We start from the raw sequence: 23,188 nt of genomic DNA on the forward strand, positions 1-23,188 counted from the left end.
CGGTCGGAGGCGAAGTCGATCAGCGTCGTGTCGGTCTCGTGGCCGACGGCGGAGATCAGCGGGATGGGGCAGGACGCGGCGGCGCGGACCACCTCCTCGTCGTTGAAGGCCATCAGGTCCTCGAGCGAGCCGCCGCCGCGGGCGACGATCAGCACGTCCGGCCGCGGCACCTCGCCCGCCTCCGGCAGCGCGCCGAAGCCGCGGATGGCGGCGGCGATCTGGGCGGCGGCGGCCTCGCCCTGGACGGCGACCGGCCAGAGGATGATGCGGCGGGGGAAACGGCGGGCGATGGTGGTGCGGATGTCCTGGATCACGGCACCCTGGGGCGAGCTGACGACGCCGACGATGCGCGGCAGCAATGGCAGGGCGCGCTTGCGGGCGGCGTCGAACAGGCCTTCCTCGGTGAGGCGCAGGCGCAGCTTCTCGATGCGGGCGAGCAGCGCGCCCTCGCCGGCATAGTCCAGCCGCTCGATGATGAGCTGGTATTCCGAGCGCTCGGGATAGGTGGTGATGCGGCCGGTGGCGATGACCTCGACGCCGTTCTCCGGCTTCAGCCCGAGTCGCGCGGCGTTGCCGCGCCAGATGATCGCCCGGATCTTCGCCCCCTCGTCCTTCAGCGCCATGTAGGTGTGGCCGGAGGCGTAGGTCTTCATCTCGGTGATCTCGCCGCGCACGCGCACGCGGCCGAAGGCGGTCTCGACCGTGCGTTTGACCGCGCCGGCGAGTTCGGAAACGGTGAGTTCGGGCAGGTTGCCGGTGGCGGTGTCCGTGGTTTCGCTCATGGCGGCGGACTATGCTAAGCGCGCGCCGGTTGCACAAGCGCAAGGGGGTCGATCATGCGGGTTCTGGTTGTCGGCGGCGGCGGGCGCGAGCATGCGCTGGCGTGGAAGCTCGCGCAGAGCCCGGTGCTGGAGACACTCTTCGTCGCGCCGGGGAATCCGGGCATGGAATCGCTGGCGAAATGCGTCGGGATCGGCGCCGAGGAGATCGACGCGCTCGTGGAGTTCGCGCGGGCGGAGCGGATCGACCTCGTGGTGCCGGGGCCGGAGGCGCCGCTGGCGCTCGGCCTCGCGGACCGGCTGGCGGCGGCGGGAATCGCCTGTTTCGGCCCGACCGAGGCGGCGGCGCGGCTCGAATCCTCGAAGCGGTTCACCAAGGAGATCTGCGACGAGGCGGGGATTCCGACGGCCGGCTGGGCCAGCTTCACCGATGCCGGCGCGGCGCGCGCCTATCTCGACGAGCATCGGGCGCCGATCGTGATCAAGGCGGACGGGCTGGCGGCGGGCAAGGGCGTGGTCGTCGCCGCGACCGATGAGGAGGCGCGCGAGGCCGTGGCGGCGATGCTGGAGGGCGGGCTGCACGGCGCCTCGGGTGCGGAGATCGTGATCGAGGAATGCCTGATCGGCACCGAGATCTCGCTGTTCGCGATCTGCGACGGCGAGGCCGCGGTGTTCTGCGGCACCGCGTCGGACCACAAGCGGGTGGGCGATGGCGATACCGGGCCGAATACCGGCGGGATGGGCGCGATCGCGCCGCCGCCGGCGGCCTCGGGGGCGGTGATCGGGGCGGCGATGGAGCGGATCGTCCGCCCGGCGCTGCGGACGATGGCGCGGCGCGGGACGCCGTTCCGCGGCTTCCTGTTCGCCGGGCTGATGCTCACCGCCTCCGGCCCGAGGCTGATCGAGTTCAACGTGCGGTTCGGCGATCCGGAATGCGAGACGCTGCTGCCGCTGCTGAGGACCGACCTGTTGCCGGTGCTCGCCGATGCGGCGCGGGGGCGGCTCGATCGGGAAACCCGGCTCGACTGGCGGGACGGCGCGGCGGCGACGGTGGTGATGGCGGCGAAGGGCTATCCGGGCCCCTATGAGAGGGGCCATCCGATCGACCTCGCCGGGGTGGCCGGGCTGCCGGAGACGACGGTGTTCCAGGCCGGCACGGCGCGGCGCGACGGCGCGCTGGTGAGTGCCGGCGGGCGGGTGCTGGCGGTGACGGCGACGGGCGATGACCTGCGCGAGGCGATCGACCGCGCCTATGTCGCGGTGCGGCGGATCGGCTTTCCCGGCGGGTTCTGCCGCCGGGATATCGGCGCCAAGGCGGTGTAGTGCCCTGCCCCTGAAATTCGTGGGTGAATTTCAGGGACAGGCAGGCCACCAAACTATTGTTTTTTATCAATACGATAGAGCACTACATCCGATCCGGAAGGATCGGAAAGTGCTCTGACCGCCTCAGGCGGCGCGGCGCTCGCCGCGCACCGCCGCGGCCAGGGCGGCGACATCGTCCAGCACCGCCTCGACGATGGCGGGCGGGGCCTTGCCGTCGGCATCGAGGCCGGCGGCGAGCTTGTCGATCAGCGCCGAGGCGACCACGGCGGCATCGGCGAACCGCGCCACCGTTGCAGCCTGGGCGGGGGTGCGGACGCCGAAGCCGACGGCGACCGGCATGTCCGTCGCCTTGCGGACGCGGGGGATGTCGCGCGCGAGATCCTCGGCGGAGGCGGTGCGGGTGCCGGTGATGCCGGTGATCGAGACGTAATAGACGAAGCCGGAGGAGTCGTTGAGCACGACGGGCAGGCGCTCATCCGTCGTGGTGGGGGCGACGAGGCGGATGAGGTCGATGCGGTGCTGGCGCAGATGCGGCAGCAGCAGGTCGGCCTCCTCGGTCGGCAGGTCGACGACGATGACGCCATCGACGCCGGCGGCGGCGGCATCGGCGGTGAAGCGCTCGACGCCGTAGGAGAGGATGGGGTTGAGATAGCCCATCAGGATCAGCGGCACGGTGTCGTTGACAGCGCGGAAGTCGCGCACCAGGCCGAGCGTGCCGGCGAGGGTCGCACCGGCGCGCAGCGCCCGGCGGCCGGCCTGCTGGATGGTCGGGCCGTCCGCCATCGGGTCGGTGAAGGGCATGCCGATCTCGATCAGGTCGGCGCCGCGGGCGGCCATGCCGGCGAGCAGGGTGGCGGAGGTTTCGCGATCGGGGTCGAACGCCTCGACGAAGGGGATCAGGCCCGCCCGGCCCTCATCGCGGAGGCGGGCGAAGGTGGCGGCGATGCGGCTCAAATCTGTTCTCCGAGATGGCGGGCGACGGTGAAGATGTCCTTGTCGCCGCGGCCGCAGAGATTCATCAGGATGATGCTCTCCTTGTCCATGCCGGGGGCGATCTTCGCGACATGGGCGAGGGCGTGCGAGGGCTCGAGGGCGGGGATGATGCCCTCGGTGCGGCAGCAGAGCTGGAAGGCGGCGAGGGCCTCGTCGTCGGTCGCGGACACGTATTCCACGCGGCCGATATCGTGCAGGTAGGAATGCTCGGGGCCGATGCCCGGATAGTCGAGCCCGGCGGAGATCGAGTGGGCCTCGAGGATCTGGCCGTCATCGTCCTGCAGCAGGTAGGTGCGGTTGCCGTGCAGCACGCCGGGGCGGCCGCGCGAGAGGGAGGCGGCGTGCTCGCCCGAATCGAGGCCGCGGCCGGCGGCCTCGACGCCGATCAGCTTCACCTGCTCGTCGAGGAAGGCGTGGAACAGGCCGATGGCGTTGGAGCCGCCGCCGATCGCCGCGATCGCGACATCCGGCAGGCGGCCCTCGGCCTCCATCATCTGGGCGCGGGCCTCGACCCCGATGACCGACTGGAAGTCCCGCACCATGGCGGGATAGGGGTGCGGGCCGGCGGCGGTGCCGATGATGTAGAAGGTGTCGCGCACATTCGCGACCCAGTCGCGCAGCGCCTCGTTCATCGCGTCCTTCAGCGTCGACGCGCCGGAGGTCACGGGGCGGACCTCGGCGCCGAGCAGCTTCATGCGGAAGACGTTGGGCTGCTGCCGCTCGACATCGGTGGCGCCCATGTAGACGATGCAGGGCAGGCCGAAGAGGGCGGCCACCGTCGCGGTGGCGACGCCGTGCTGGCCGGCGCCGGTCTCGGCGATGATGCGCGTCTTGCCCATGCGCTTGGCGAGCAGGATCTGGCCGATGCAGTTGTTGATCTTGTGCGCGCCGGTGTGGTTCAGCTCGTCGCGCTTGAAATAGACCTTGGCGCCGCCGAGTTCCTTCGTCAGCCGCTCGGCGAACCAGAGCGGGCTGGGGCGGCCGACATAATGTTGCAGGTAATACTGGAATTCCCGCATGAAATCGGGATCGTCCTTCGCCGCCTCGTAGGCCGCCTCGAGCTCGAGGATCAGCGGCATCAGGGTTTCGGCGACGAACCTGCCGCCGAACTCGCCGAAGCGGCCGCGGTCGTCGGGCAGGGTGCGCAGGGAATTGGGTATCGGCTTGTTCATTCTGGCTCTCCGTTCCGCACGGATAGCCGATATGGCAGGCGGATGAAACCGGATCAGGTCTCCAATTCGGTATCCCAGTAGAGAAAGTCGCGCCAGCTTTCGTGCAGGTAGTTGGGCGGGAAGGCGCGGCCGCGGTCCTGCAGCTCCCAGCTGTTCGGCCGGCGCGGCGTTTCATAGGGGAACATGTGGCATTCGCGCGGGAGTTTCGAGCCCTTGCGCAGGTTGCACGCGCCGCAGGCGGTGACGACGTTCTCCCAGGTGGTGCGGCCGCCGCGGGCGCGCGGGATGACGTGGTCGAAGGTCAGTTCCGGGGCGGGCAGGCGGCTGTGGCAGTACTGGCAGGTGAAGCCGTCGCGGAGGAAGACGTTGAAGCGGGTGAAGGCGGGCTGGCGCAGGCCGGGGACGAAATCCTTCAGCGCGATGACCGAGGGCAGGCGCATCGCCGAGGAGACGGAATGCACCTCGTGCTCGTATTCCGACAGGACGGAAACGCGGTCGAGGAAGACGGCCTTGACGGCGTCCTGCCAGGACCAGAGCGACAACGGAAAATAGGAGAGCGGACGGAAATCCGCGTTCAGCACGAGGGCGGGAAAGTTCTGCCCGCCGTCAGGCATTACTGAACCGCTCCCAGAAGGGCGACCAGATCACCGGGCCGGCCTCGGACTGGAAACGCCCTGCAATGTTCTGCACCGATTCCATGAGTGAAATATGGCGCCAACGACCCGGGGCCGCAAGGCGGGTTTCGCAATGTCAACAGCTTGTCACGCGGGCGAGGCCGGGGCGGCGAAGGCGCGCTGGAGCGTGAGGGCGCCGAGGGACAGCCCGGAATCGTCGATTCCGTGGGCGAGTTTCGGGACAAGGAGGCTCTCGACCGGCACGCCGGCGGCGCGCAGGGCGGCCTCGGCATCGCGCGAGCGGGAGGGCGGGACGATCTCGTCGGCCTCGCCATGGACGAGCAGGACCGGCGGGCGGCCGGCGAGTTCGGCGGGCAGCGACTCGGGGGCGAGCAGCGCGCCGGAATAGGCGAGAATCGCCCGCGGCGGCACCGCCCGGCGCAGGCCGGTGAACAGCACGGTCATAGCCCCCTGGCTGTAGCCCATCAGCGCATAGGCATCGGCCGGCAGGCCGAGGCGGGCGAGTTCGGCGTCGATGAACGGGTCGAGCGCCGCGCGAGCCCGGCGCACGCCGCCGCCGAGCGCGTGCGGGTCGAGCGTGCCGATCGGGAACCACTGGCGGCCGAAGGGGGCGAGGTCGAACGGGTCGGGCGCGTGCGGGGCGACGAAGGCGGCATCGGGGATCGCGCGGGCCCAGTAGGGCGCGAGGTCGATCAGGTCGTTGCCATCGGCGCCGACGCCGTGGCACAGCACCACCAGTTGCCGCGCCTTGCCGCCGTTCGCCGGGCCCCAGCGCGGTCCGTCCAGTTCAGCCATGAAGTCCTGCTCCTTGCATTTGCGGGGGAGCGTATCATCGTGGAGGCCGATGTCCATCGTCACCCGTTTCGCGCCGAGCCCGACCGGCTACCTGCATCTCGGCCACGCGGCCTCGGCCATGGCCGGGCACGACCTGGCGCGCGGGGCGGGCGGGCGGTTCCTGCTGCGGCTCGAGGATATCGATGCCGGGCGCTGCCGGCCCGGATTCGCCGAGGCGATCCTGGAGGACCTGGCCTGGCTCGGCCTGGCCTGGGATGGCGCGGTGCGGGTGCAGTCGGCGCATTTCGACGAGTACCGGGCGGTGCTGGCGCGGCTGGAGGCGATGGGATTGCTCTACCGGTGCTTCTGCACGCGGGCGGCGATTGCCGCGGCCCTCGGCGCGCCGCACGGGGCCGAGGCGGCCTATCCCGGCACCTGCCGCGGGCTCGATCCGGCGCTGGCGGACGCGCGGGCGGCGCAAGGCGAGCCCTATGCGCTGCGGCTGCGGATGGACCGGGCCGCGGCGATGGCCGGGCGGCTGCGCTATCACGAGGCGGCGGAAGGCTGGGTGGAGGCCGATCCGCGGCCGCATGGCGATGTGGTGCTGGCGCGCAAGGACGTGCCGGCGAGCTATCATCTCTGCGTCTGCCATGACGATGCGGCGCAGGAGGTGACGCATGTGACGCGGGGCGAGGACCTGCGGGCGGCGACGGATGTTCACGTGCTGCTGCAGGCGCTGCTGGGCTGGCCGCATCCGGCCTATGCCCATCATCCGCTGATCCGCGACGCGGCGGGGCGGCGGCTGGCCAAGCGCGACCGGGCGGCGACGCTGCGCGATCTGCGGGACGCCGGGGCCACGCCCGCGCAAATCCGCGAGATGGTCTCTTGCCGGATCGGCGATCTCGCCTCACTCTGACGGGATGATGCGTTTCGCGATTTTGGTTCCGACCGCCGGCGCGGCCCTCGCGCTCGGCCTGCTGCTGTCCTCGTCCCCGGCCCATGCCGTGCCGGCGCCGCCCGCGGTCGCGCAGGTGGCGCGCGCGGCGCTGCCCGCCGTGGTGGATATCGAGAGCATCGATCCCTCCAAGGGAAAGGGCGACAAGTCCGGCGAGATGCCGCCGCCCGACCAGGGGGCGGCGGCGCCTTCGAAATCGGAGCCGGCGGACACGAGCACGCTGATCGTGCCGCCGAAGGCCGAGCAGGCGCTCGGCACCGGGTTCTTCATCAGCCCGACCGGCTATATCGTCACCAATCATCACGTCATCGCCGGGGCGAGCGAGATCAAGGTGACGATGCATGACGGCTCGATCTTCACCGCGAAGCTGGTCGGCTCGGACAAGAAGGCCGATCTCGCGGTGCTGAAGATCGACGCGCATCATCCGGTGCCCTTCCTGCATTTCGGCGACAGCTCGCAGCTGGTGCTCGGCGACTGGGTGGTGGCGATCGGCAATCCGTTCGGCCTCGGCTTCAGCGTGTCGGCGGGGGTGGTGAGCGCGCTGCACCGCGACATCGGCTCGGGGCCGTATGACGATTTCATCCAGACCGACGCCGCCATCAACCGCGGCAATTCGGGTGGGCCGCTGCTGGACGCGAAGGGGGAGGTCATCGGCGTCGATTCGGCGATCTACTCGCCTTCGGGCGGGTCGGTCGGGATCGGGTTCGCGATTCCGTCGAGCATGGTGCGGCCGGTGGCGGCGGCGATCATCGCCGATGGCGCGATGAAGCGCGGCTGGGCGGGGCTGCGGATCGAGCATGTGTCGGAGGACATGAAGGCGGCCTGGCATCTGGCCTCGACCGATGGGGTGGTGGTCGGCGGCGTGGTCGCGGACGGGCCTTCCGCCGGCAAGCTCGGCCCGGGCGACGTGGTGACGGCGGTGGACGGCCGGAAGGTGGCCACGGTGCATGATTTCAAGGTCGCGCTGGCGGAGATCCCGGTCGGGCACGAGGCGCGGATGACCTATGAACGCGGCGGCAGGACGGAGGAGGCGGCGATCACGATCGAGCCGGCGCCGGCCGCCAAGGGAAAGACCGGCAAGCCGGCGGCGAAGCCCGCGCTGGTTCCGACGGAAATTCCCGCGCTCGGCATCGGTGTGGCCGCGCATCCGGGCGGGGCGGGCGTGATCGTGATCACGGTCGCCAAGGATGGCCCGGCGGCGCGGGCCGGGCTGCTCCCGGATACGCTGATCGAGGCCGTCGGGCCGCATTTCGTCACGACCGCGGCGGCCTTGCAGGACGGCGTGAAGGCGAGCCGGCACGTCGTGCCGCTGCTGGTGGGCGGGCCGGCGGGAACGAGCTGGATCGTCGTGCCGCTGGGCGACGGGGCCGGCTGAAAGCGTGCCCCGGCCGGGCGGCGTGCCCGGCCGGGGACGGCGGCTTGCGACCAGACGATTGAACGGCCTTCCGGCGCGCCGGGCCGTCAGTTCGCGCGGGGGGTGAGGCCGGCGGCCTCGATGCCGGCGATGGCGCAGGCCTCGTCATTGTCCGAGGTGTCGCCGGAAATGCCGACCGCGCCGAGCACGGCGCCGTCGGCGGTGACCAGCACGCCGCCCGGCACCGGCACCATGCGCCCGCCGGTCGCCGCGGCAAGGGCGGTGACGAAACCGGCGCCGCCGGCGTTCCAGCGGTCGAACAGCATGCGCGAGCCGGCGCCGACGCCGAGGCCGCCCCAGGCCTTGCCGGTGGCGATCTCGACGCGCGCGATGCCCGAGCCGTCCTCGCGGGCGAGGGCGATCATGTGGCCGCCGGCATCGAGCACGACGACGGTGAGCGGCGCGAGGCCGAGTTCGCGGCCCCTGGCGCGGGCGCCCTCGATGATGCGGTTGGCGGCTTCGAGCGTGAGACGGGACATCGACATACTCCGTTGGACTGGGTGATGGCGGATGTTTCGCGGCCCCGCGCCGCGAAGTCCAGACCGGGCGGCAGGAAAAACCCGCGGCCGGAGGATGGCCTCCGGCCGCGGGCCGTTCGGGTCTGGCCGGGAGGAAGGGCTATTTCGAGCCCGGCAGCTTCACGAAGCTCGGGAATTTCGGCTTCGCGTTGGCGAGATCCGCCGGCCAGATGACTTTCTGCGTGCCGTCCTGCCACTGGACGTCGATCCACCGGACGTGGCCCTTGCCATAGACGATGCCGTTGGCGAAGCGCGCCTTCGGCCCGTTGAACTGCATCGGCCCCTCGGTGCCGACGCGGTCGGTCTTGGCCAGGGCGGCGACCAGCGGCCCCGCCTTGGTCGATTTCGCCCGTTCGATCGCGGCGGCGAGGGCGTACATCGCGTCATACGTGGTGAAGCCGGTATAGGCCGGCGAGGTGTGGAATTTCGCCTGGTAGGCCTTCATGAACGGCTGCGTCTTCGGCGTGATCGCCACCCCGGCGGCGGCCGGCGCGATGGTGATGACCCCCTGGGTTGCCCCGTTGGTCGCTTTCCAGAAGGTGGTCGAGGTTGCCTGCGAGCTGATGCCCATCAGCGGGATCGGCACGTTCTGCTCGGCCCACTGGGTGGTCGGCTTCACGCCGACATGGGCCCAGCCGGTGATGATCACGTCCGGGTGCATCGCCTCGATCTGCTGGTAGATCGGCGTGAAGTCCGAGGTGTTGGGCGCGAAGCGGATATCCTTCAGCACCTTGAGCCCGGCTTTCGGCAGGCATTTGTTGAAGCCGGCGTCGAGCGGCAGGGTCCAGGCGGCGTCCTCGCTCATGACGACCGCGGTCTTCATGTGGAGCTTGCCGACGAGGACGGATTTCGCCGCATCGCAGATGTTCTGCGCGAGTTCGCCGGAATTCAGGTTGGGCTCGAAGATGTATTTGTGCTGGGCGTAGTTGGCGTGCACGAATTCCGTGAGCTTGTTCGACGCGGCGCCGGTGATGAGGAAGGGCTCGTGCATGCGCGCCGCCCAGGGTTCGAGCGCCAGGCCCACCTCGCTGGTGAAGTCGCCGACGATGGCGACCGCGTGGTCCTCCCTGACCATGCGCTGGAACGAGCGGATCGCGTCCGTCGTGGAATTGTGGTTGTCCTCGATGACGAGCTTGATCGGCCGCCCGTTCACGCCGCCCTTGGCGTTGATTTCCTCGGCGGCGAGGGTGGCGCCATCGGCGATGGAACGGCCGGGAATCGATCCGAGCCAGGCGGTGATGCCGACCACGATGGGCTTCGGCTTGGCGTGGGCCAGCAACGGGAGTGCCGTCAGCGCGGCGACGGCAAGGATGCCCACGGAGTTGCGCCGCACCCGGCGCACGGTTCCAGAACTCATGTTTCTCTCCCCATTATGGTGGCCGGTGCGGTGACCGGCACGGGGAGACTGGGCCGAAGGTGACCCTTTGACAACCCTTGGCGAGGATCGGACCCGCCGGGCGCGTTCAGCAAACCGAGAGCACGGCGGGGGCGAGGGCCGGCAGCTTGCCGGCGGGATGCGTCGGGTTGCGGAAGCGCAGCGCATCGGCACCGTCCACGGCGCAGAGTTCGATCCGCGAGGTGCAGGTGACGGCGACGACCGGCCTCGCCTCGGGGAAGGTGAGGAACTGCCTTGCCTCGCCCTCCAGCGCGAGCTGCTCGCGCAGGAGGCGCCATTCCAGCCGGTCGGTATCCTCGATGAACATCGCGAGGATGCCGGGGCGGGTGCCGGTCAGCCGCGACGGCGCCAGGGCGGCGAGGCGGTTGCGCATGGCCACCGCCACCTCGTTCTCGCTGCCGGCGCGGGCGGCGAGGACGAAGACGCCCTGGCCGTCGCCGGTGACGGCGAGATTGGCCTCGGGGCCGAATTCGTGGCGCAGGCGGTTCATCAGCCCGTTCTCGCTGGCCTGGGCGGCGGCGAGCATCAGCGGGTCGAGCCGGAGGACGGCGGCCTCGTCGTGATCCGAACGCCTGGCCGAGGCGAGCATGAAGTTGATCCGCCGGTGCAGTTCGGCGAGGGCCTCGGTGCCGTTGGTCCCCGCCTCGCGCAGGCCGCGCGGGAGGGTCATTTTCAGCAGGTAGCGGCCGGGATGCGCGGAGAGCCAGGTCTGCAGGTCGGGGTCGATCCGGTCCATCAGCCGCATCCAGGCGGCGCGATGCACGAGGCGGCCGGCCTCGGCGGAGAGCGTGTCGCAGGCGATTTCCACCGCCGCGCCCTCGCGCGTGGCCAGCAGGTCGAAGCTCGCGCCGTCCTCGAGCCCGGCGAAGGCGACCTCGAACCCCATCGCGCGGTGGCGCTCGGCGGTATCGTGCAGGTGGAGCAGCGGGATCAGCGTGCCGTCATCCTCCAGCGCCGCGGCGAGCGCGGCCTCGAAGCGGACGCGCCCGGCATCGTCGAGCCCGGCGGCGAGGGGTTCGAGCGCCGCGACACGGGCGGCGAGAACATGGTCCACCGGCGCGAGGGGCAGGTCGCGCGCGACTTTCTCCGCGGCGAATTCGGCGGCGTGGCGCAGGGCGACCAGCCGGCCGTAACGGGGGCTCGACGCCGCCTCGTCATGCAGGCGCTCGATGCGCGCCGCCCAGGATTTTCGGCCGGCACGCTCGATCAGGGCGTTGACCTGGGTCCGGATGCCGGCGGGCGCGCGTGAATTGTTCATGGACAAATCGTCTACCTCACGTCACGCCCGGCCGCTATCACTTTTTTGCCAGCGGCAGGCGCCCGGCGCCGGTTTCGCCGCACTGGGCGCGGTGCAGCAGCAGCTGGTCGGCCAGAACGCAGGCCATCATCGCCTCGCCGACCGGCACCGCGCGGATGCCGACGCAGGGATCGTGCCGGCCCTTGGTCTGGATATCGACCTCGTCGCCATCGGAGTCGACGCTGTGGACCGGGGTGAGAATCGAGCTGGTCGGCTTCACCGCGAAGCGGACGATGACGGGCTGGCCGGTCGAGATGCCGCCGAGCACGCCGCCGGCATGGTTGGCGAGGAAGCGCACCGTGCCGTCCTCGTTCATCCGCATCTCGTCGGCGTTCTCCTCGCCGCGCAGGGCGGCGGCGGCGAAACCGTCGCCGATCTCGACACCCTTGACCGCGTTGATGCTCATCATCGCCGCGGCGAGATCGGCGTCCAGCTTGGCGTAGACCGGCGCGCCGAGGCCGGGGGAGAGGCCCTCGGCGACGACTTCCACCACGGCGCCGAGCGAGGAGCCGGCCTTGCGCACGGCGTCGAGCTCCTCGGCCCAGGCCTTCGCGGCCTCGGGGTCGGGGCAGAAGAAGGCGTTGCGGTCCACCTCGTCCCAGTCGAAGCGGGCGCGGTCGATCGCGTGCCGGCCCATCTGCACCAGCGCGCCGCGGATGCGCACGCGCTCGCCGAGGATCTTGCGGGCGATGGCGCCGGCGGCGACGCGCGTCGCCGTCTCCCGCGCCGAGGAGCGGCCGCCGCCGCGCGGATCGCGGACGCCGTATTTCCAGTGATAGGCGATGTCGGCATGGCCGGGGCGAAAACGGTCGGCGATGTTGGCGTAGTCCTGCGAGCGCTGGTCGGTGTTCTCGATCTGCAGGGCGACCGGCGTGCCGGTGGTGACACCGCCATGGACGCCGGAGAGGATGCGGACGATGTCCGGCTCGCGGCGCTGGGTGGTGAAGCGGGACTGGCCGGGCCGCCGGCGGTCGAGGAAGGGCTGGATGTCCGCTTCCGAGAGCGGGATGCGCGGCGGCACGCCGTCGACGACGCAGCCGATCGCGGGGCCGTGGCTTTCGCCCCAGGTGGTGACGCGGAAGAGATGGCCGAAACTGTTGTACGACATGCCGGCTTATAGGCGCCGGCGGCGGCTCTCGGCTAGTGTTCTCCGGCCGCGCGGGGCGGCCGGAGACGGGGCCGTCAGAGGCCGAGGCCGAGTTGCGGGCGCAGCGCGGCGAGGAGCGCTTCGGCCAGCGCGTCGGGGTCCGCCGTTGTGGTGCGCAGGTGGAATTCGGGCGCTTCCGGCGGTTCGTAGGGGCTGTCGATGCCGGTGAAGTTGCGGATCTCGCCGGCATCGGCCTTGCGGTAGAGGCCTTTCGGGTCGCGCTGGCGGCAGACCTCGATCGGCGTGTCGACGAAGACCTCGTGGAACAGGCCGGGCTCGACGAGTTCGCGCGCCATGTTGCGCTCGGCGCGGAAGGGCGAGATGAAGCTGACCAGCACGATCATGCCGGCATCGGCGAAGAGCTTCGCCACCTCGGCGACGCGGCGGATGTTCTCCACCCGGTCGGTATCGGTGAAGCCGAGGTCGCGGTTGAGGCCGTGGCGGACATTGTCGCCATCGAGCAGGTAGGTGTGCGCGCCGAGCAGGTGCAGCTTCGTCTCCAGCGCGTTGGCGATGGTCGACTTGCCGGAGCCGGACAGGCCGGTGAACCAGAGGATCGCCGGGCGGTGGCCGTTCAGCGCCTCGCGGGCGGCGCGGTCGATGGTCAGCGCCTGGCGGTGGATGTTGCTCGCGCGGCGCAGCGGATGGCGGATCATGCCGGCGGCGACGGTGGCGTTGGTCATCCGGTCGATCAGGATGAAGGCGCCAGTGCGCGGGTTCAGCGTGTAGGGATCGAAGGCGACCGGGGTGGCGAGGGCGACATTGACCGAGCCGACCTCGTTCAGCGTGAGCGAATCGGCGGCGAGTTCGTCGAAATTGTTGACGTTGACCTTGTGCTTGATGCGCGAGACGACGCCGGAGACCGTCGCGGTGCCGAGCTTGACGATATAGGGCCGGCCGGCGAAGAGCGGCGCCTCGGCCATCCAGACGAGGTCGGCGGCGAACTGGTCGGCGACGTCCGGCCGGGCGCCGGGACTGGCGAGCACGTCGCCGCGGGAGAGATCGACCTCGTCGGCGAGGGTGAGGGTGACGGCATCGCCGGCGCGGGCGGCGGGGCGGTCGCCATCGGCGGTGACGATGCGGGCGATGCGGGTGAGCTGGCCGGAGGCGGCGACCACCACCTCGTCGCCCGGCTTCACCTCGCCGCCGGCGAGCGTGCCGGCATAGCCGCGGAAATCGGCGTCTGGCCGGTTGACCCATTGCACGGGGAAGCGGAACGGCCCGGCGCCGGTGCCGCCGGGCTCGATGGTCTCCAGATGCTCGAGCAGGGTGGGGCCGTCATGCCAGGGCATGCGCGCGCTGCGATGGACGACGTTGTCGCCATGGCGGGCGGAGAGCGGGATCGGGGTGATCGTCTCGAAATGGAACCGCGCGGCGAGGGCGCGGAATTCCTCGGCGATGGCGTCGAAGCGCGCCTGGTCGAAGCCGATCAGGTCGATCTTGTTGACCGCGAGGACGACGTGGCGGATGCCGAGCAGGTCGGCGATGAAGGCGTGCCGGCGGGTCTGGGTCAGCAGGCCCTGGCTCGCGTCGACGAGCAGGATGGCGAGCTGCGCGGTGGAGGCGCCGGTGGCCATGTTGCGGGTATACTGTTCGTGGCCGGGCGTGTCGGCGATGATGAACTTGCGCCGCCTCGTCGCCATGAAACGGTAGGCGACGTCGATCGTGATGCCCTGCTCGCGCTCGGCCTCCAGCCCGTCGACGAGGAGGGCGTAGTCGATATTGGCGCCGTCGGTGCCGTATTTGCGCGAATCGCGTTCGAGGGCGGCGCGCTGGTCGTCGGGGATGTTGTCGGTGTCGAACAGCAGCCGGCCGATCAGGGTGGACTTGCCGTCATCGACCGAGCCGCAGGTCAGCAGGCGCAGCAGCGAGCGGGAGGCGGTCGTGCTCATCTCGTTCATCAGAAATATCCCTCGCGCTTCTTCTTTTCCATCGCCGCCGCATCGTCGTGGTCGATCAGCCTTCCCTGGCGCTCGGAGACGCGGGATTCGCGCATTTCGGCGAGCACCGCCTCGAGCGTTTCGGCATCGGACTCGATCGCGGCGGTGAGCGGGTAGCAGCCGAGCGTGCGGAAGCGGACCTTGCGCAGCTGCGGCACCTCGCCGGGGCGGAGGGGGAGGCGGTCGTCATCGACCATCAGGAGCTGGCCGCCGCGCTCGACCACCGGGCGCTCCTTCGCGAAATACAGCGGCACGACGGGGATGTTCTCGCGGGCGATGTAGTTCCAGATATCCGCCTCGGTCCAGTTGGAGAGCGGGAAGACGCGCATGGTCTGGCCGGGGGCGAGGCGGGTGTTGAACAGGTTCCAGATTTCCGGCCGCTGCGCCTTCGGGTCCCACCCGTGGCCGGCGGTGCGGACCGAGAAGATGCGCTCCTTGGCGCGGGATTTTTCCTCGTCGCGCCGGGCGCCGCCGAAGGCCGCGTCGAACTGCAGCTCGTCGAGCCCGGCCTTCAGCGTTTCGGTCTTCATCACCTGCGTGTAGGTCGAGGCGCCGTAGTCGAACGGGTTGACGCCGCGGGCGGCGGCCTCGGCGTTGTGGCGGACGATGAGGCGGAGGCCGAGGCGCCGCACCGTTTCGTCACGGAAACGGATCATCTCGCGGAATTTCCAGCCGGTATCGACATGCATCAGCGGGAAGGGCGGCTTCGCCGGGTAGAACGCCTTCATCGCCAGATGCAGCATCACCGAGCTGTCCTTGCCGATCGAATAGAGCATCACCGGGTTGCGGAACCCCGAAGCGGTTTCGCGGATGATCTCGATGCTTTCCGCCTCGAGCGCCGCGAGATCGGCATCGAGCGCGCCGGTTGCAATGTCGGTCATGGTCATGACGGCCCCGTTTCCGTAAGGAATATCCTTTCGAAAACAGAAACGCCTCCGGCCCGCAAGAGCCGGAGGCGAATTGAGCAGAAACCGGTTCCCGGCCGGGCCGCGGAGAGTATGCTGTGCCCCGCTTGCCCGGCCGGGCGGAAAAACGGTTCGCCCTTACTTGCCGGCCTTTTCCTTGGGCAGCGGCACCGCGACGAACAGGGCCTGGTTGCCGCGCATCACCCGCAGCGCGATCGCCTTCGCCTTCGCGGCTTCGGCCTTGCGGATCGCGGCGACCGCCTGGTCGGGGTTGTTCACCGTCATGCTGCCGACGCCGACGATGACGTCACCCGAGCGCAGCCCGGCCTCGTCGGCCGGGGAGTTCGGCGCGACATGGGCGATCAGCGCGCCCGAGACATTGTCCGGCAGGTTGAGCTGCTGACGGGCGGCATCGCTCAGCGGGGCGAGGGAGAGGCCGAGTTCCGGCTTGTGCATGGCCGGGCCGCTCTGGCTGCCGCCCGGCGCGAACGCCGCCTCGGCATTGGCCGGCATCTTCTCGACGCGCAGGTTCAGCTCGTGCGACGCGCCGCCGCGCAGATAGGTGATGCTGGCCTTGCCGTCCGGCTTGATGCCGGAGATGGCGAGGGCGAGTTCGCGCGGGTCGCGCACCATCTTGCCATCGACCTTGGTGATGATGTCGCCGGGCTTCAGGCCGGCCTTGGCCGCCGGCCCGTTCGGCATGGTCTCCGCGATCAGCGCGCCGTCGGCGCGGCCGTCATGCACGGGAACGCCCATGGCCTGGGCCATTTCCGGCGTGATCGTCTGCACCTGCACGCCGATGAAGCCGCGGGTGACGTGGCCGGACTTGATCAGCTCGTCGGCGATCCGCCTGACCATGTCGGAGGGGATCGAGAAGCCGATCCCGACCGAGCCGCCGGACGGCGTGAGGATCGCGGTGTTCACGCCGATGACCTCGCCGCGCTGGTTGAGCAGCGGGCCGCCGGAATTGCCCTCGTTGATCGGCGCGTCGATCTGGATGAAGCTGTCGTACTGGCCGTCGCCGATGTCGCGGCCGAGGGCGGAGACGACGCCGGTCGTCACCGTTTCGGCGAGGCCGAACGGGTTGCCGATCGCGATCACCCACTGGCCGGGCACGACCTTCGCCGAGTCGCCGAGCTGCAGGTAGGGGAAGGGCTTGTCGCGCTTGACCTTGAGCACCGCGAGATCGGTGCTCGGGTCGGTGCCGACGATCTTGGCCGGCAGCTTCGATCCGTCGGACAGCGTGACGAAGACCGACTTCGCGTTCTTCACCACGTGATTGTTGGTCACGATGTAGCCGTCGGACGAGATGAAGAAGCCCGAGCCCTTGGCTTCCACGGCCTGGGGCTGCTGCGGCTGCGGAAAGGGGAAGGGGAAGGCGAAGGGCATGCCGGGCGGCATGCCGTTCTGCGCCTGCGTGTTGTCGGCCTGCTGGACCTTGAGATGCACGGTCACCGAGACGACCGCGGGGCTGACGTCCTTGACCAGGGGGGCGAAGCTCGGGATCGGCTTGAAGTCCTTCTGGACTTTCGACGTGGCGTCGAACGCCTTGTCGTTGGCGAAGGCGCTGTCGAGCGAAATCGCGGCAAGCGTGCCGCCGGCCAGCATGACGGCGGTGAGGGCAGCGAGCTGCCCGGGCCGGCGGCGGGCGAGGAACAGTTTCATTCAGTCTATCCTTCTTGTTCGGCCGGCGGCGCCGGCGGGAGATGGGCCGCCCCGCGAGGGGGCGCGAGATGCGCCGCCGGGAGCGTCGCAGCAGGCAGGGCGCCGATCCGATACAGTATCCATTCCGCAGGCGGGACAGTTCCCGAAATGGATCGATCGCCCGTATGCGGATATAGCGCGGTTCCTAAACAGCACTATCCCGGCCCCATGAAACTCGTTTCATTCTCGAACATCGACAAGGACGAGTTCCGTTTCTTCCGTGCCGGCCTCGATCACGATCGCGCGTTCCCCGCTCACCGCGACACCGTCGCGCGCGGCGGCGGCCCGCCCGTTGACGGTAACCGCGCCGGTGGCGGGGACGAGATAGGCCGCGCGGCCCGGCGCGATCTCGTGGGTCACGCGTTCGCCGGGCGCAAGACGCGCGGTGAGCACGGCGGCGTCCGCATGCAGGGGGAGCGCGCCGGCCTCGGCATCGCCGGCCCGGCCGCCGGCCAGCACGAGCAGGCCCGAGCCGGCCGCGCGCGGAAAGGCGCGCGTGGCCCAGCCGGGTTCGACGCCGCGGCGGTCCGGCATGATCCAGATCTGGAACAGGCGGGTGGGTTCGTCCTCGAGATTGTATTCGGCGTGGACGATGCCGGTGCCCGCATGCATCACCTGCACGTCGCCGGCGCGGGTGACGCCGCGATTGCCGAGATCGTCCTGATGGGTGATGGCGCCCTGGCGGATGAAGGTGACGATTTCCATGTCGCGATGCGGATGCGGGTCGAAGCCCGTCTGCGGCGCGACCTCGTCGTCGTTCCAGACGCGCAGCGCGCCCCAGCCCATGCGGGCGGGATCGCGATAGCTGCCGAAGCTGAAGTGGTGATGTGCGTTCAGCCATTCGTTGCGGAAACGGCCGATCGAGTCGAAGGGGCGGATGTCGATCATCGTCTTTCTCCTGCACGACCCACCGCGGTGAGGCGTGATATTATTCGATATCGAACGATATAGGCCGTCTCGACCGGCGTTCAATCCCCGGCCGCCGCCAGGCCGAGCCGGCGCAGCAGCGCATCGAGCGCCGCGAGATCCTTGCCGTCGAGCCCGCCCATCGCGGCGGCGATGTCGCCGGCGTGGCGGGGGAACAACTCCTCGATGAAGCGCCGGCCATCGGCGGTGAGGACGACCCGGACGCTGCGGCGGTCTTCCGGGCACTGGACACGCTCGACAAGGCCGCGGCGGGCCAGCTTGTCGATCACGTCGGTCAGGTTGCCGGGGCTGGTGAGGAGCTTGCGGGTGAGGTCGCGCTGGGTGAGAGGGCCGAGATGCAGCAGCGCCTCGAGCACGCCGAGCTGGACATGGGTCAGGCCGGCGGCGGCCAGCCGCGCCTGCGTGCGGGCGAGAACGGCGTGGCTGGCCCGCATCAGCTTCACATAGGCCCGGACCGCCGCTTCCGTGGCCTCGTCCTCGACGCCGAACATCCGCGCGCCTGTCTACCGGTTCATCAGCACCGCCAGCCGCGCGTGCTCGAGGACATGCCGCGTCACGCCGCCGAGGATGAGCTGGCGGAGGCGGGAATGCGAATAGGCCCCCATGGCGAGCAGGTCGGCGCCGAATTCGGTGACGGCGGCGAGCAGGCCGGCGCCGGCGCTGCGGTCGATGGCGCGGAACTCGGTGATGTCCGCGGCGATGCCGTGCAGTTCGAGATAGCTGGCGAGCTGGTCGGCGGCGGGACCCTGGCGCTGATAGTCGTTCGAGTGGAAGATGCGGACCTGCTGCGCGCCGGAGAGCCAGGGCAGCACGGAGGCGACGGCCGAGGCGCTTTCCGCGGTGCCGTTCCAGGCGATCGCGATCCGGGAGCCGATCATCTCGGCCGGCTCGACCGGGGCGATCAGCGCCGGGCGGCCGGAATCGAACAGCACGGCGTGCAGCGCGTCGGCGGAGGCGACTTCCTCGGCCGATTTCGGATGCGGGACGACGATGAGATCGGACAGGCGCGCCTCGCTGGCGACGAGTTCCTCCTCGCGGCCGACGATCGAGCTGAACCAGGCACTGGCCTGGCCGACGGCGCCGCTGGCGTCGCGCACCGGCGCGCCGACGGCGATGCCGTGGGCCGCGGTTTCGGCGTCGAACAGCGCCGACAGCGCCCTGGCCTCGGTGTTGCCCTCCTTCTCGGTGGTCGCCATCATCTCCTCGATCATGGCGCCGGAGAGCCCTTCGCCCGCGAGGGGGGCCACATCGCGCGTGTCGGTGCGGACGTGAAGGGCGTGGACATGGGCCCGCCAGCGCGCTCCGAGCATCAGCGCCGTGCCGAGCGCGGCACGGGCGGAAGCGACGCCCGCGAGGGGCAGCAGGATCTTGCGGATCGCCATGTTCAGTTCCTCCAGACCGCTACGATGCACACCCCGGCGCCGGCGATCAATACATCGTCGACAGCACGGAGCGCAGACGCTTGAGTTCCTCGAGCGCGCGGCCGGTTCCCTTGGCGACGCATTGCAGGGCCTCGTCGGCGACGACGACCGGCAGGCCGGTGGCATCGCGCAGCACGTCGTCGAGGCCGCGGAGCAGCGCGCCGCCGCCGGTCAGCACGATTCCCTTGTCGACAATGTCGCCGGCGAGTTCGGGCGGCGTGTTCTCGAGGGCGACCTTCACGGTCTCGACGATCTGGCCGACCGGCTCGGCAAGGCTCTCGGCGATCTGCGCGCGGGTGACCCTGACCTCGCGCGGGACGCCGTTGATGAGATCGCGGCCCTTCACCTCGTGCCAGTCATTGTCGGTCAGCGGGTCGGCCCAGGCGGCGCCGATGTCGAGCTTGATCTTCTCGGCCGAGGATTCGCCGATCAGCAGGTTGTGGCCGCGGCGGAGGTAGGAAATGATCGCCTCGTCCATCTTGTCGCCGCCGACGCGGACCGAGCGGGCATAGACGATGCCGCCGAGCGAGATCACCGCGACCTCGGTGGTGCCGCCGCCGATGTCGACCACCATCGAGCCCGAGGGCTCGGTGACCGGCAGGCCGGCGCCGATCGCCGCGGCCATCGGCTCCTCGATCAGCAGCACCTTGCGCGCGCCGGCGCTCTCGGCACTTTCCTGGATGGCGCGGCGCTCGACCGCGGTGGAGCCGGAGGGGACGCAGACGATGATCAGCGGCGAGGCGAAGCCGCGCCGGTTGTGCACCTTGCGGATGAAGTGCTTGATCATCTCCTCCGCCACCTCGAAATCGGCGATCACGCCGTCGCGCAGCGGGCGGATGGCGGAGATGTTGCCCGGCGTGCGGCCGAGCATGTGCTTGGCCTCCTCGCCGACGGCAAGCACCTGCTTGCGCCCCTTCACCTCGGCGATCGCGACCACAGAGGGTTCATCAAGAACGATGCCGCGCCCCTTCACGTAGACGAGCGTGTTGGCGGTGCCCAAGTCGATGGCCATGTCGGCGGACATGAGCCCGAGAAGCCTGGAGAGCATGAAATCCTTTCCGCGCGGCCAGGCCGGGTTCGGGTGTGATCCCGGGCACTGGTTCCCAGTCAAGCAATGGTTCAACAACGTGGTCTGGTAACGCACCCTTCCGGGAGTGTCGATGCAGGGGCCGGATTACAGGCTGTAAACGCGGTTCACAAGGCTGCGGAGCGGCGATGCCACGAAGTCGCCCGATTGTCGCCGTTACAATGCCGACATGCGGGGGCCATGCAGTCGCAACGCGAAACCCTATATCGCTTGAAACAAAACAAGGAGATCCCGAAATGACTGTGAGATCGAAACAGGTGCTAATCGTTCCCGTGCTGCTCTCGGTGGTGGCGCTGGGGCTGGCGGGTTGCGGCTATACGCCCGGCCAGCGGGCTCTCTCCGGCGGCGCGATCGGCGCGGGCACCGGTGCGATCCTGGGGGCTGCGACGGGCGGCTCGGCGGCGACGGGCGCGCTGATCGGCGGCGCCGTGGGCGCGATCGGCGGCGCGGTGACCAATCCGAACCAGGTCAATCTCGGCCGCGCGCCCTGAGACCCGCGTGACCGCGGCATGAAAAAGGGGGCCCGAGGCCCCCTTTTTTGCATGTGCCGGTCAGATCAGCCGACGATCTCGACGCCGGCGAAGAAGAAGGCGATTTCCTGCGCCGCGGTGTCCGCCGCGTCGGAGCCGTGGACGGAGTTCGCCTCGATGTCCTCGGCGAATTCGGCGCGGATGGTGCCGGCCTCGGCCTTCCTGGGGTCGGTCGCGCCCATGATCGCGCGGTTGCGGGCCACGGCGTCGTCGCCTTCCAGAACCTGGACGACGACCGGACCCGAGGTCATGAAGCTGACCAGCCCGGCGAAGAACGGACGCTCCTTGTGGACGCCATAGAACGCCTCGGCCTGGTCCTTGGTCAGGCGGATGCGCTTCTGGGCGACGATGCGCAGCCCCGCTTCCTCGAACTTCGCATTGATGCGGCCGGTGAGGTTGCGGCGCGTGGCGTCGGGCTTGATGATCGAGAGGGTGCGTTCGGTTGCCATGGGGAGCCTCGTGTCTGGAGTTGAGCCGTCGCGCGCGCCCTTACAGGGCCGGGCCGGGGTGGGCAAGTCCCGGCTTGTGCGATAGCAAGCGGCCATGAGCCTGTTGCGGATCGAAGACCTGTCCTTTTCCATCGCCGGCCGCGCCCTGCTGGAAGGGGCGGGGCTGGTCGTCGATCCCGGCCGCAAGATCGGCCTGATCGGGCGCAACGGCGCTGGAAAATCCACACTTCTGAAGCTGATCGCCGGCACCCATGCGCCGGATGGCGGAACCATCCGCCTGGCCAGCCGCGCGCGGCTCGGCACGGTGGCGCAGGAGGCGCCGGCCGGTTCGGTCACGCCCGCCGCCGTGGTGCTCGCCGCCGATACCGAGCGCGGCGCGCTGCTCGCCGAGGCCGCCAGCGCCGAACCCGAGCGGCTGGCGGCGATCCATGAGCGGCTGATCGCGATCGATGCTGAATCGGCGCCCGCGCGGGCCGGGGCGATTCTCGCCGGGCTCGGGTTCGACGAGGCGGCGCAGAACCGGCCGATGTCGAGCTTTTCGGGCGGGTGGCGGATGCGCGTCGCGCTCGCCGCCGCGCTGTTCGCCGCCCCCGACCTGCTGCTGCTCGACGAGCCGACCAACCATCTCGATCTCGAGGCGACGCTGTGGCTGGAGACCTGGCTCGCCCGCTTCCCCGGCGCGGTGCTGATGGTCTCGCACGACCGCGACCTGCTCGACCGCGCGGTGGACTCCATCGCCCATCTCGACCGCGGCAGGATCACGCTGACGCCGGGCGGCTTTGCCGAATTCGTCCGCATCCGCACCGAGCGGGCCGAGCAGCAGAACCGCGAGGCGGCGCGGATCGCCGCCCAGCGCGCCCACATGCAGGCCTTCGTCGACCGCTTCCGCGCCCAGGCGACCAAGGCGCGGCAGGCGCAGTCCCGCCTCAAGGCGCTGGCGCGGATGCCGGTGATCGACACGATCGTCGAGGACGCGCCGACGCGGTTCAGTTTCCCGGAACCGCGGCCGCTCTCGCCGCCGCTGCTCGCCCTCGACCGCGCGACGCTGGGTTATGACGGCAAGCCGGTGCTGCGCGAGGTGTCGCTGCGGATCGACATGGAGGACCGGATCGCCCTGCTCGGCGCCAATGGCAACGGCAAGTCGACCCTGGCCAAGGCGCTGGCCGGGCGGCTGGAGCCGATGGCGGGGACGTCGTTCCGCACGAGGGGCATCACCGTCGGCTATTTCGCGCAGCACCAGGAGGACGATCTCGACCTCGCGGATACGCCGCTCGGCCATCTCGCCCGCGCGTTGCCGAAGGCGACGGTGACGGAGCTGCGCGCCCAGGCCGCGCGGTTCGGCCTCGACGCCGACCGGGTGGAGACGGTGGTCGGCCAGCTTTCCGGCGGCGAGAAGGCGCGGCTGCTGCTCGCCCTCGCCACGCGCGACGCGCCGCAGGTGCTGATCCTCGACGAGCCGACCAACCATCTCGACATCGATGCCCGCGAGGCGCTGGTGCGCGCGATCACCGATTTCGCCGGCGCGGTGGTGCTGGTGACCCATGACACGCATCTGCTCGACCTCGTGGCCGACCGGCTGCTGCTCGTCGCGGACGGGCGGGTTGCGGCCTATGACGACGATCTCGACTCCTATCGCCGGCTGATCACCCAGAAGCCGTCCGGCACAGCCGAGCGCAGGGCGGCGCCGGCGGCGAAGGACGACCGGCGGGCCCGCGCCGTCGCCCGCGAGGCGACCGCGCCGCTGCGCAAGGCCGCGCGCGACGCCGAGGCGGCGATCGGCCGGCTCGAGGCGGAGAAGCGGACGCTGATGGCGAAGCTGGCC

General features: G+C 70.3%; 22 protein-coding genes. 5 read left to right on the forward strand and 17 right to left on the reverse strand.

What is annotated here, in order from left to right; translation table 11 throughout:
* Window positions 1-782: exodeoxyribonuclease VII large subunit (gene xseA / locus RT91_RS17625; RefSeq protein WP_035188861.1), on the reverse strand; the 782-nt coding region annotated here is incomplete at its 3' end.
* Between the two features lie 54 nt (window positions 783-836).
* On the opposite strand from xseA, the gene purD reads away from it, so the two are divergent.
* Complete coding sequence (gene purD / locus RT91_RS17630) at window positions 837-2,102, forward strand: phosphoribosylamine--glycine ligase (protein WP_035188864.1); 1,266 nt, start codon at window positions 837-839, stop codon at window positions 2,100-2,102.
* A gap of 123 nt (window positions 2,103-2,225) precedes the next feature.
* Here the strand turns inward: purD and trpA are convergent, their stop codons facing one another.
* From trpA to RT91_RS17650, 4 genes are all read right to left on the reverse strand, one after another.
* Window positions 2,226-3,056 (reverse strand): tryptophan synthase subunit alpha, encoded by an 831-nt coding sequence (gene trpA, locus RT91_RS17635; protein WP_035188866.1) that lies wholly within the window; start codon window positions 3,054-3,056, stop codon window positions 2,226-2,228.
* Window positions 3,053-4,267: a tryptophan synthase subunit beta gene (trpB, locus tag RT91_RS17640; protein WP_007423023.1), complete on the reverse strand. Its 1,215-nt coding sequence runs from the start codon at window positions 4,265-4,267 to the stop codon at window positions 3,053-3,055. The genes trpA and trpB overlap by 4 nt, the downstream gene beginning before the upstream one ends.
* 53 nt (window positions 4,268-4,320) lie before the next feature.
* The gene (locus RT91_RS17645; RefSeq protein WP_007423024.1) at window positions 4,321-4,881 is read right to left on the reverse strand and encodes an HNH endonuclease; all 561 of its coding nucleotides are present in this window, start codon (window positions 4,879-4,881) and stop codon (window positions 4,321-4,323) included.
* A 147-nt stretch (window positions 4,882-5,028) separates the two neighbouring features.
* The gene (locus RT91_RS17650) at window positions 5,029-5,697 is read right to left on the reverse strand and encodes an alpha/beta hydrolase (RefSeq protein ID WP_035188879.1); all 669 of its coding nucleotides are present in this window, start codon (window positions 5,695-5,697) and stop codon (window positions 5,029-5,031) included.
* A gap of 49 nt (window positions 5,698-5,746) precedes the next feature.
* Here RT91_RS17650 and gluQRS point away from each other — a divergent pair, with 49 nt between their 5' ends.
* Entirely contained in the window at window positions 5,747-6,592 is an 846-nt protein-coding gene (gluQRS, locus tag RT91_RS17655) for a tRNA glutamyl-Q(34) synthetase GluQRS (protein WP_013639950.1), read from the forward strand.
* 7 nt (window positions 6,593-6,599) lie between these two features.
* Window positions 6,600-8,006 carry a trypsin-like peptidase domain-containing protein gene (locus tag RT91_RS17660; RefSeq protein WP_240314347.1) on the forward strand — a complete coding sequence of 469 codons (1,407 nt, stop codon included), beginning with the start codon at window positions 6,600-6,602 and terminating at the stop codon, window positions 8,004-8,006.
* An 86-nt stretch (window positions 8,007-8,092) separates the two neighbouring features.
* On the opposite strand, the gene RT91_RS17665 is transcribed toward RT91_RS17660, so the two are convergent.
* The 11 genes from RT91_RS17665 to RT91_RS17715 form a co-directional block, all read right to left on the reverse strand.
* A complete protein-coding gene (locus tag RT91_RS17665; protein WP_007422031.1) occupies window positions 8,093-8,524 on the reverse strand; it encodes a heme-binding protein in 432 nt (143 codons plus the stop codon).
* Between the two features lie 139 nt (window positions 8,525-8,663).
* Window positions 8,664-9,920: an ABC transporter substrate-binding protein gene (locus RT91_RS17670; RefSeq protein WP_013639947.1), complete on the reverse strand. Its 1,257-nt coding sequence runs from the start codon at window positions 9,918-9,920 to the stop codon at window positions 8,664-8,666.
* A 106-nt stretch (window positions 9,921-10,026) separates the two neighbouring features.
* A complete protein-coding gene (locus tag RT91_RS17675; RefSeq protein WP_035188870.1) occupies window positions 10,027-11,217 on the reverse strand; it encodes a hypothetical protein in 1,191 nt (396 codons plus the stop codon).
* Between the two features lie 37 nt (window positions 11,218-11,254).
* Window positions 11,255-12,364, reverse strand: a complete 1,110-nt coding sequence (gene aroC, locus RT91_RS17680; RefSeq protein WP_007422034.1) for a chorismate synthase — start codon at window positions 12,362-12,364, stop codon at window positions 11,255-11,257.
* A gap of 74 nt (window positions 12,365-12,438) precedes the next feature.
* On the reverse strand, window positions 12,439-14,304 hold the full coding sequence (gene cysN, locus RT91_RS17685; RefSeq protein ID WP_007422035.1) for a sulfate adenylyltransferase subunit CysN: 1,866 nt from the start codon (window positions 14,302-14,304) through the stop codon (window positions 12,439-12,441).
* Entirely contained in the window at window positions 14,304-15,230 is a 927-nt protein-coding gene (gene cysD, locus RT91_RS17690) for a sulfate adenylyltransferase subunit CysD (RefSeq protein ID WP_011942158.1), read from the reverse strand. The genes cysN and cysD overlap by 1 nt, the downstream gene beginning before the upstream one ends.
* 156 nt (window positions 15,231-15,386) lie before the next feature.
* Window positions 15,387-16,913 carry a Do family serine endopeptidase gene (locus RT91_RS17695; RefSeq protein WP_011942157.1) on the reverse strand — a complete coding sequence of 509 codons (1,527 nt, stop codon included), beginning with the start codon at window positions 16,911-16,913 and terminating at the stop codon, window positions 15,387-15,389.
* A 219-nt stretch (window positions 16,914-17,132) separates the two neighbouring features.
* Window positions 17,133-17,840, reverse strand: a complete 708-nt coding sequence (locus RT91_RS17700) for a pirin family protein (protein ID WP_035188873.1) — start codon at window positions 17,838-17,840, stop codon at window positions 17,133-17,135.
* Between the two features lie 80 nt (window positions 17,841-17,920).
* Window positions 17,921-18,370: a MarR family winged helix-turn-helix transcriptional regulator gene (locus RT91_RS17705; RefSeq protein ID WP_007423051.1), complete on the reverse strand. Its 450-nt coding sequence runs from the start codon at window positions 18,368-18,370 to the stop codon at window positions 17,921-17,923.
* Window positions 18,371-18,382: 12 nt separating this feature from the next.
* Window positions 18,383-19,261 (reverse strand): universal stress protein, encoded by an 879-nt coding sequence (locus RT91_RS17710; protein ID WP_013639946.1) that lies wholly within the window; start codon window positions 19,259-19,261, stop codon window positions 18,383-18,385.
* 46 nt (window positions 19,262-19,307) lie between these two features.
* Window positions 19,308-20,348, reverse strand: a complete 1,041-nt coding sequence (locus tag RT91_RS17715) for a rod shape-determining protein (RefSeq protein WP_011942154.1) — start codon at window positions 20,346-20,348, stop codon at window positions 19,308-19,310.
* Between the two features lie 296 nt (window positions 20,349-20,644).
* Here RT91_RS17715 and RT91_RS17720 point away from each other — a divergent pair, with 296 nt between their 5' ends.
* Window positions 20,645-20,878, forward strand: a complete 234-nt coding sequence (locus RT91_RS17720; protein WP_240314348.1) for a YMGG-like glycine zipper-containing protein — start codon at window positions 20,645-20,647, stop codon at window positions 20,876-20,878.
* A 65-nt stretch (window positions 20,879-20,943) separates the two neighbouring features.
* Here the strand turns inward: RT91_RS17720 and ndk are convergent, their stop codons facing one another.
* Window positions 20,944-21,366 (reverse strand): nucleoside-diphosphate kinase, encoded by a 423-nt coding sequence (gene ndk / locus RT91_RS17725; RefSeq protein WP_011942152.1) that lies wholly within the window; start codon window positions 21,364-21,366, stop codon window positions 20,944-20,946.
* A gap of 94 nt (window positions 21,367-21,460) precedes the next feature.
* Between ndk and RT91_RS17730 the strand changes: the two genes are divergently transcribed.
* Window positions 21,461-23,188, forward strand: a 1,728-nt coding sequence (locus RT91_RS17730; protein WP_035188876.1) for an ABC-F family ATP-binding cassette domain-containing protein, incomplete at its 3' end; no start/stop codon positions are given.

Origin of the sequence: Acidiphilium sp. JA12-A1, from assembly GCF_000724705.2 — a bacterium.
GTDB lineage: Bacteria > Pseudomonadota > Alphaproteobacteria > Acetobacterales > Acetobacteraceae > Acidiphilium > Acidiphilium multivorum.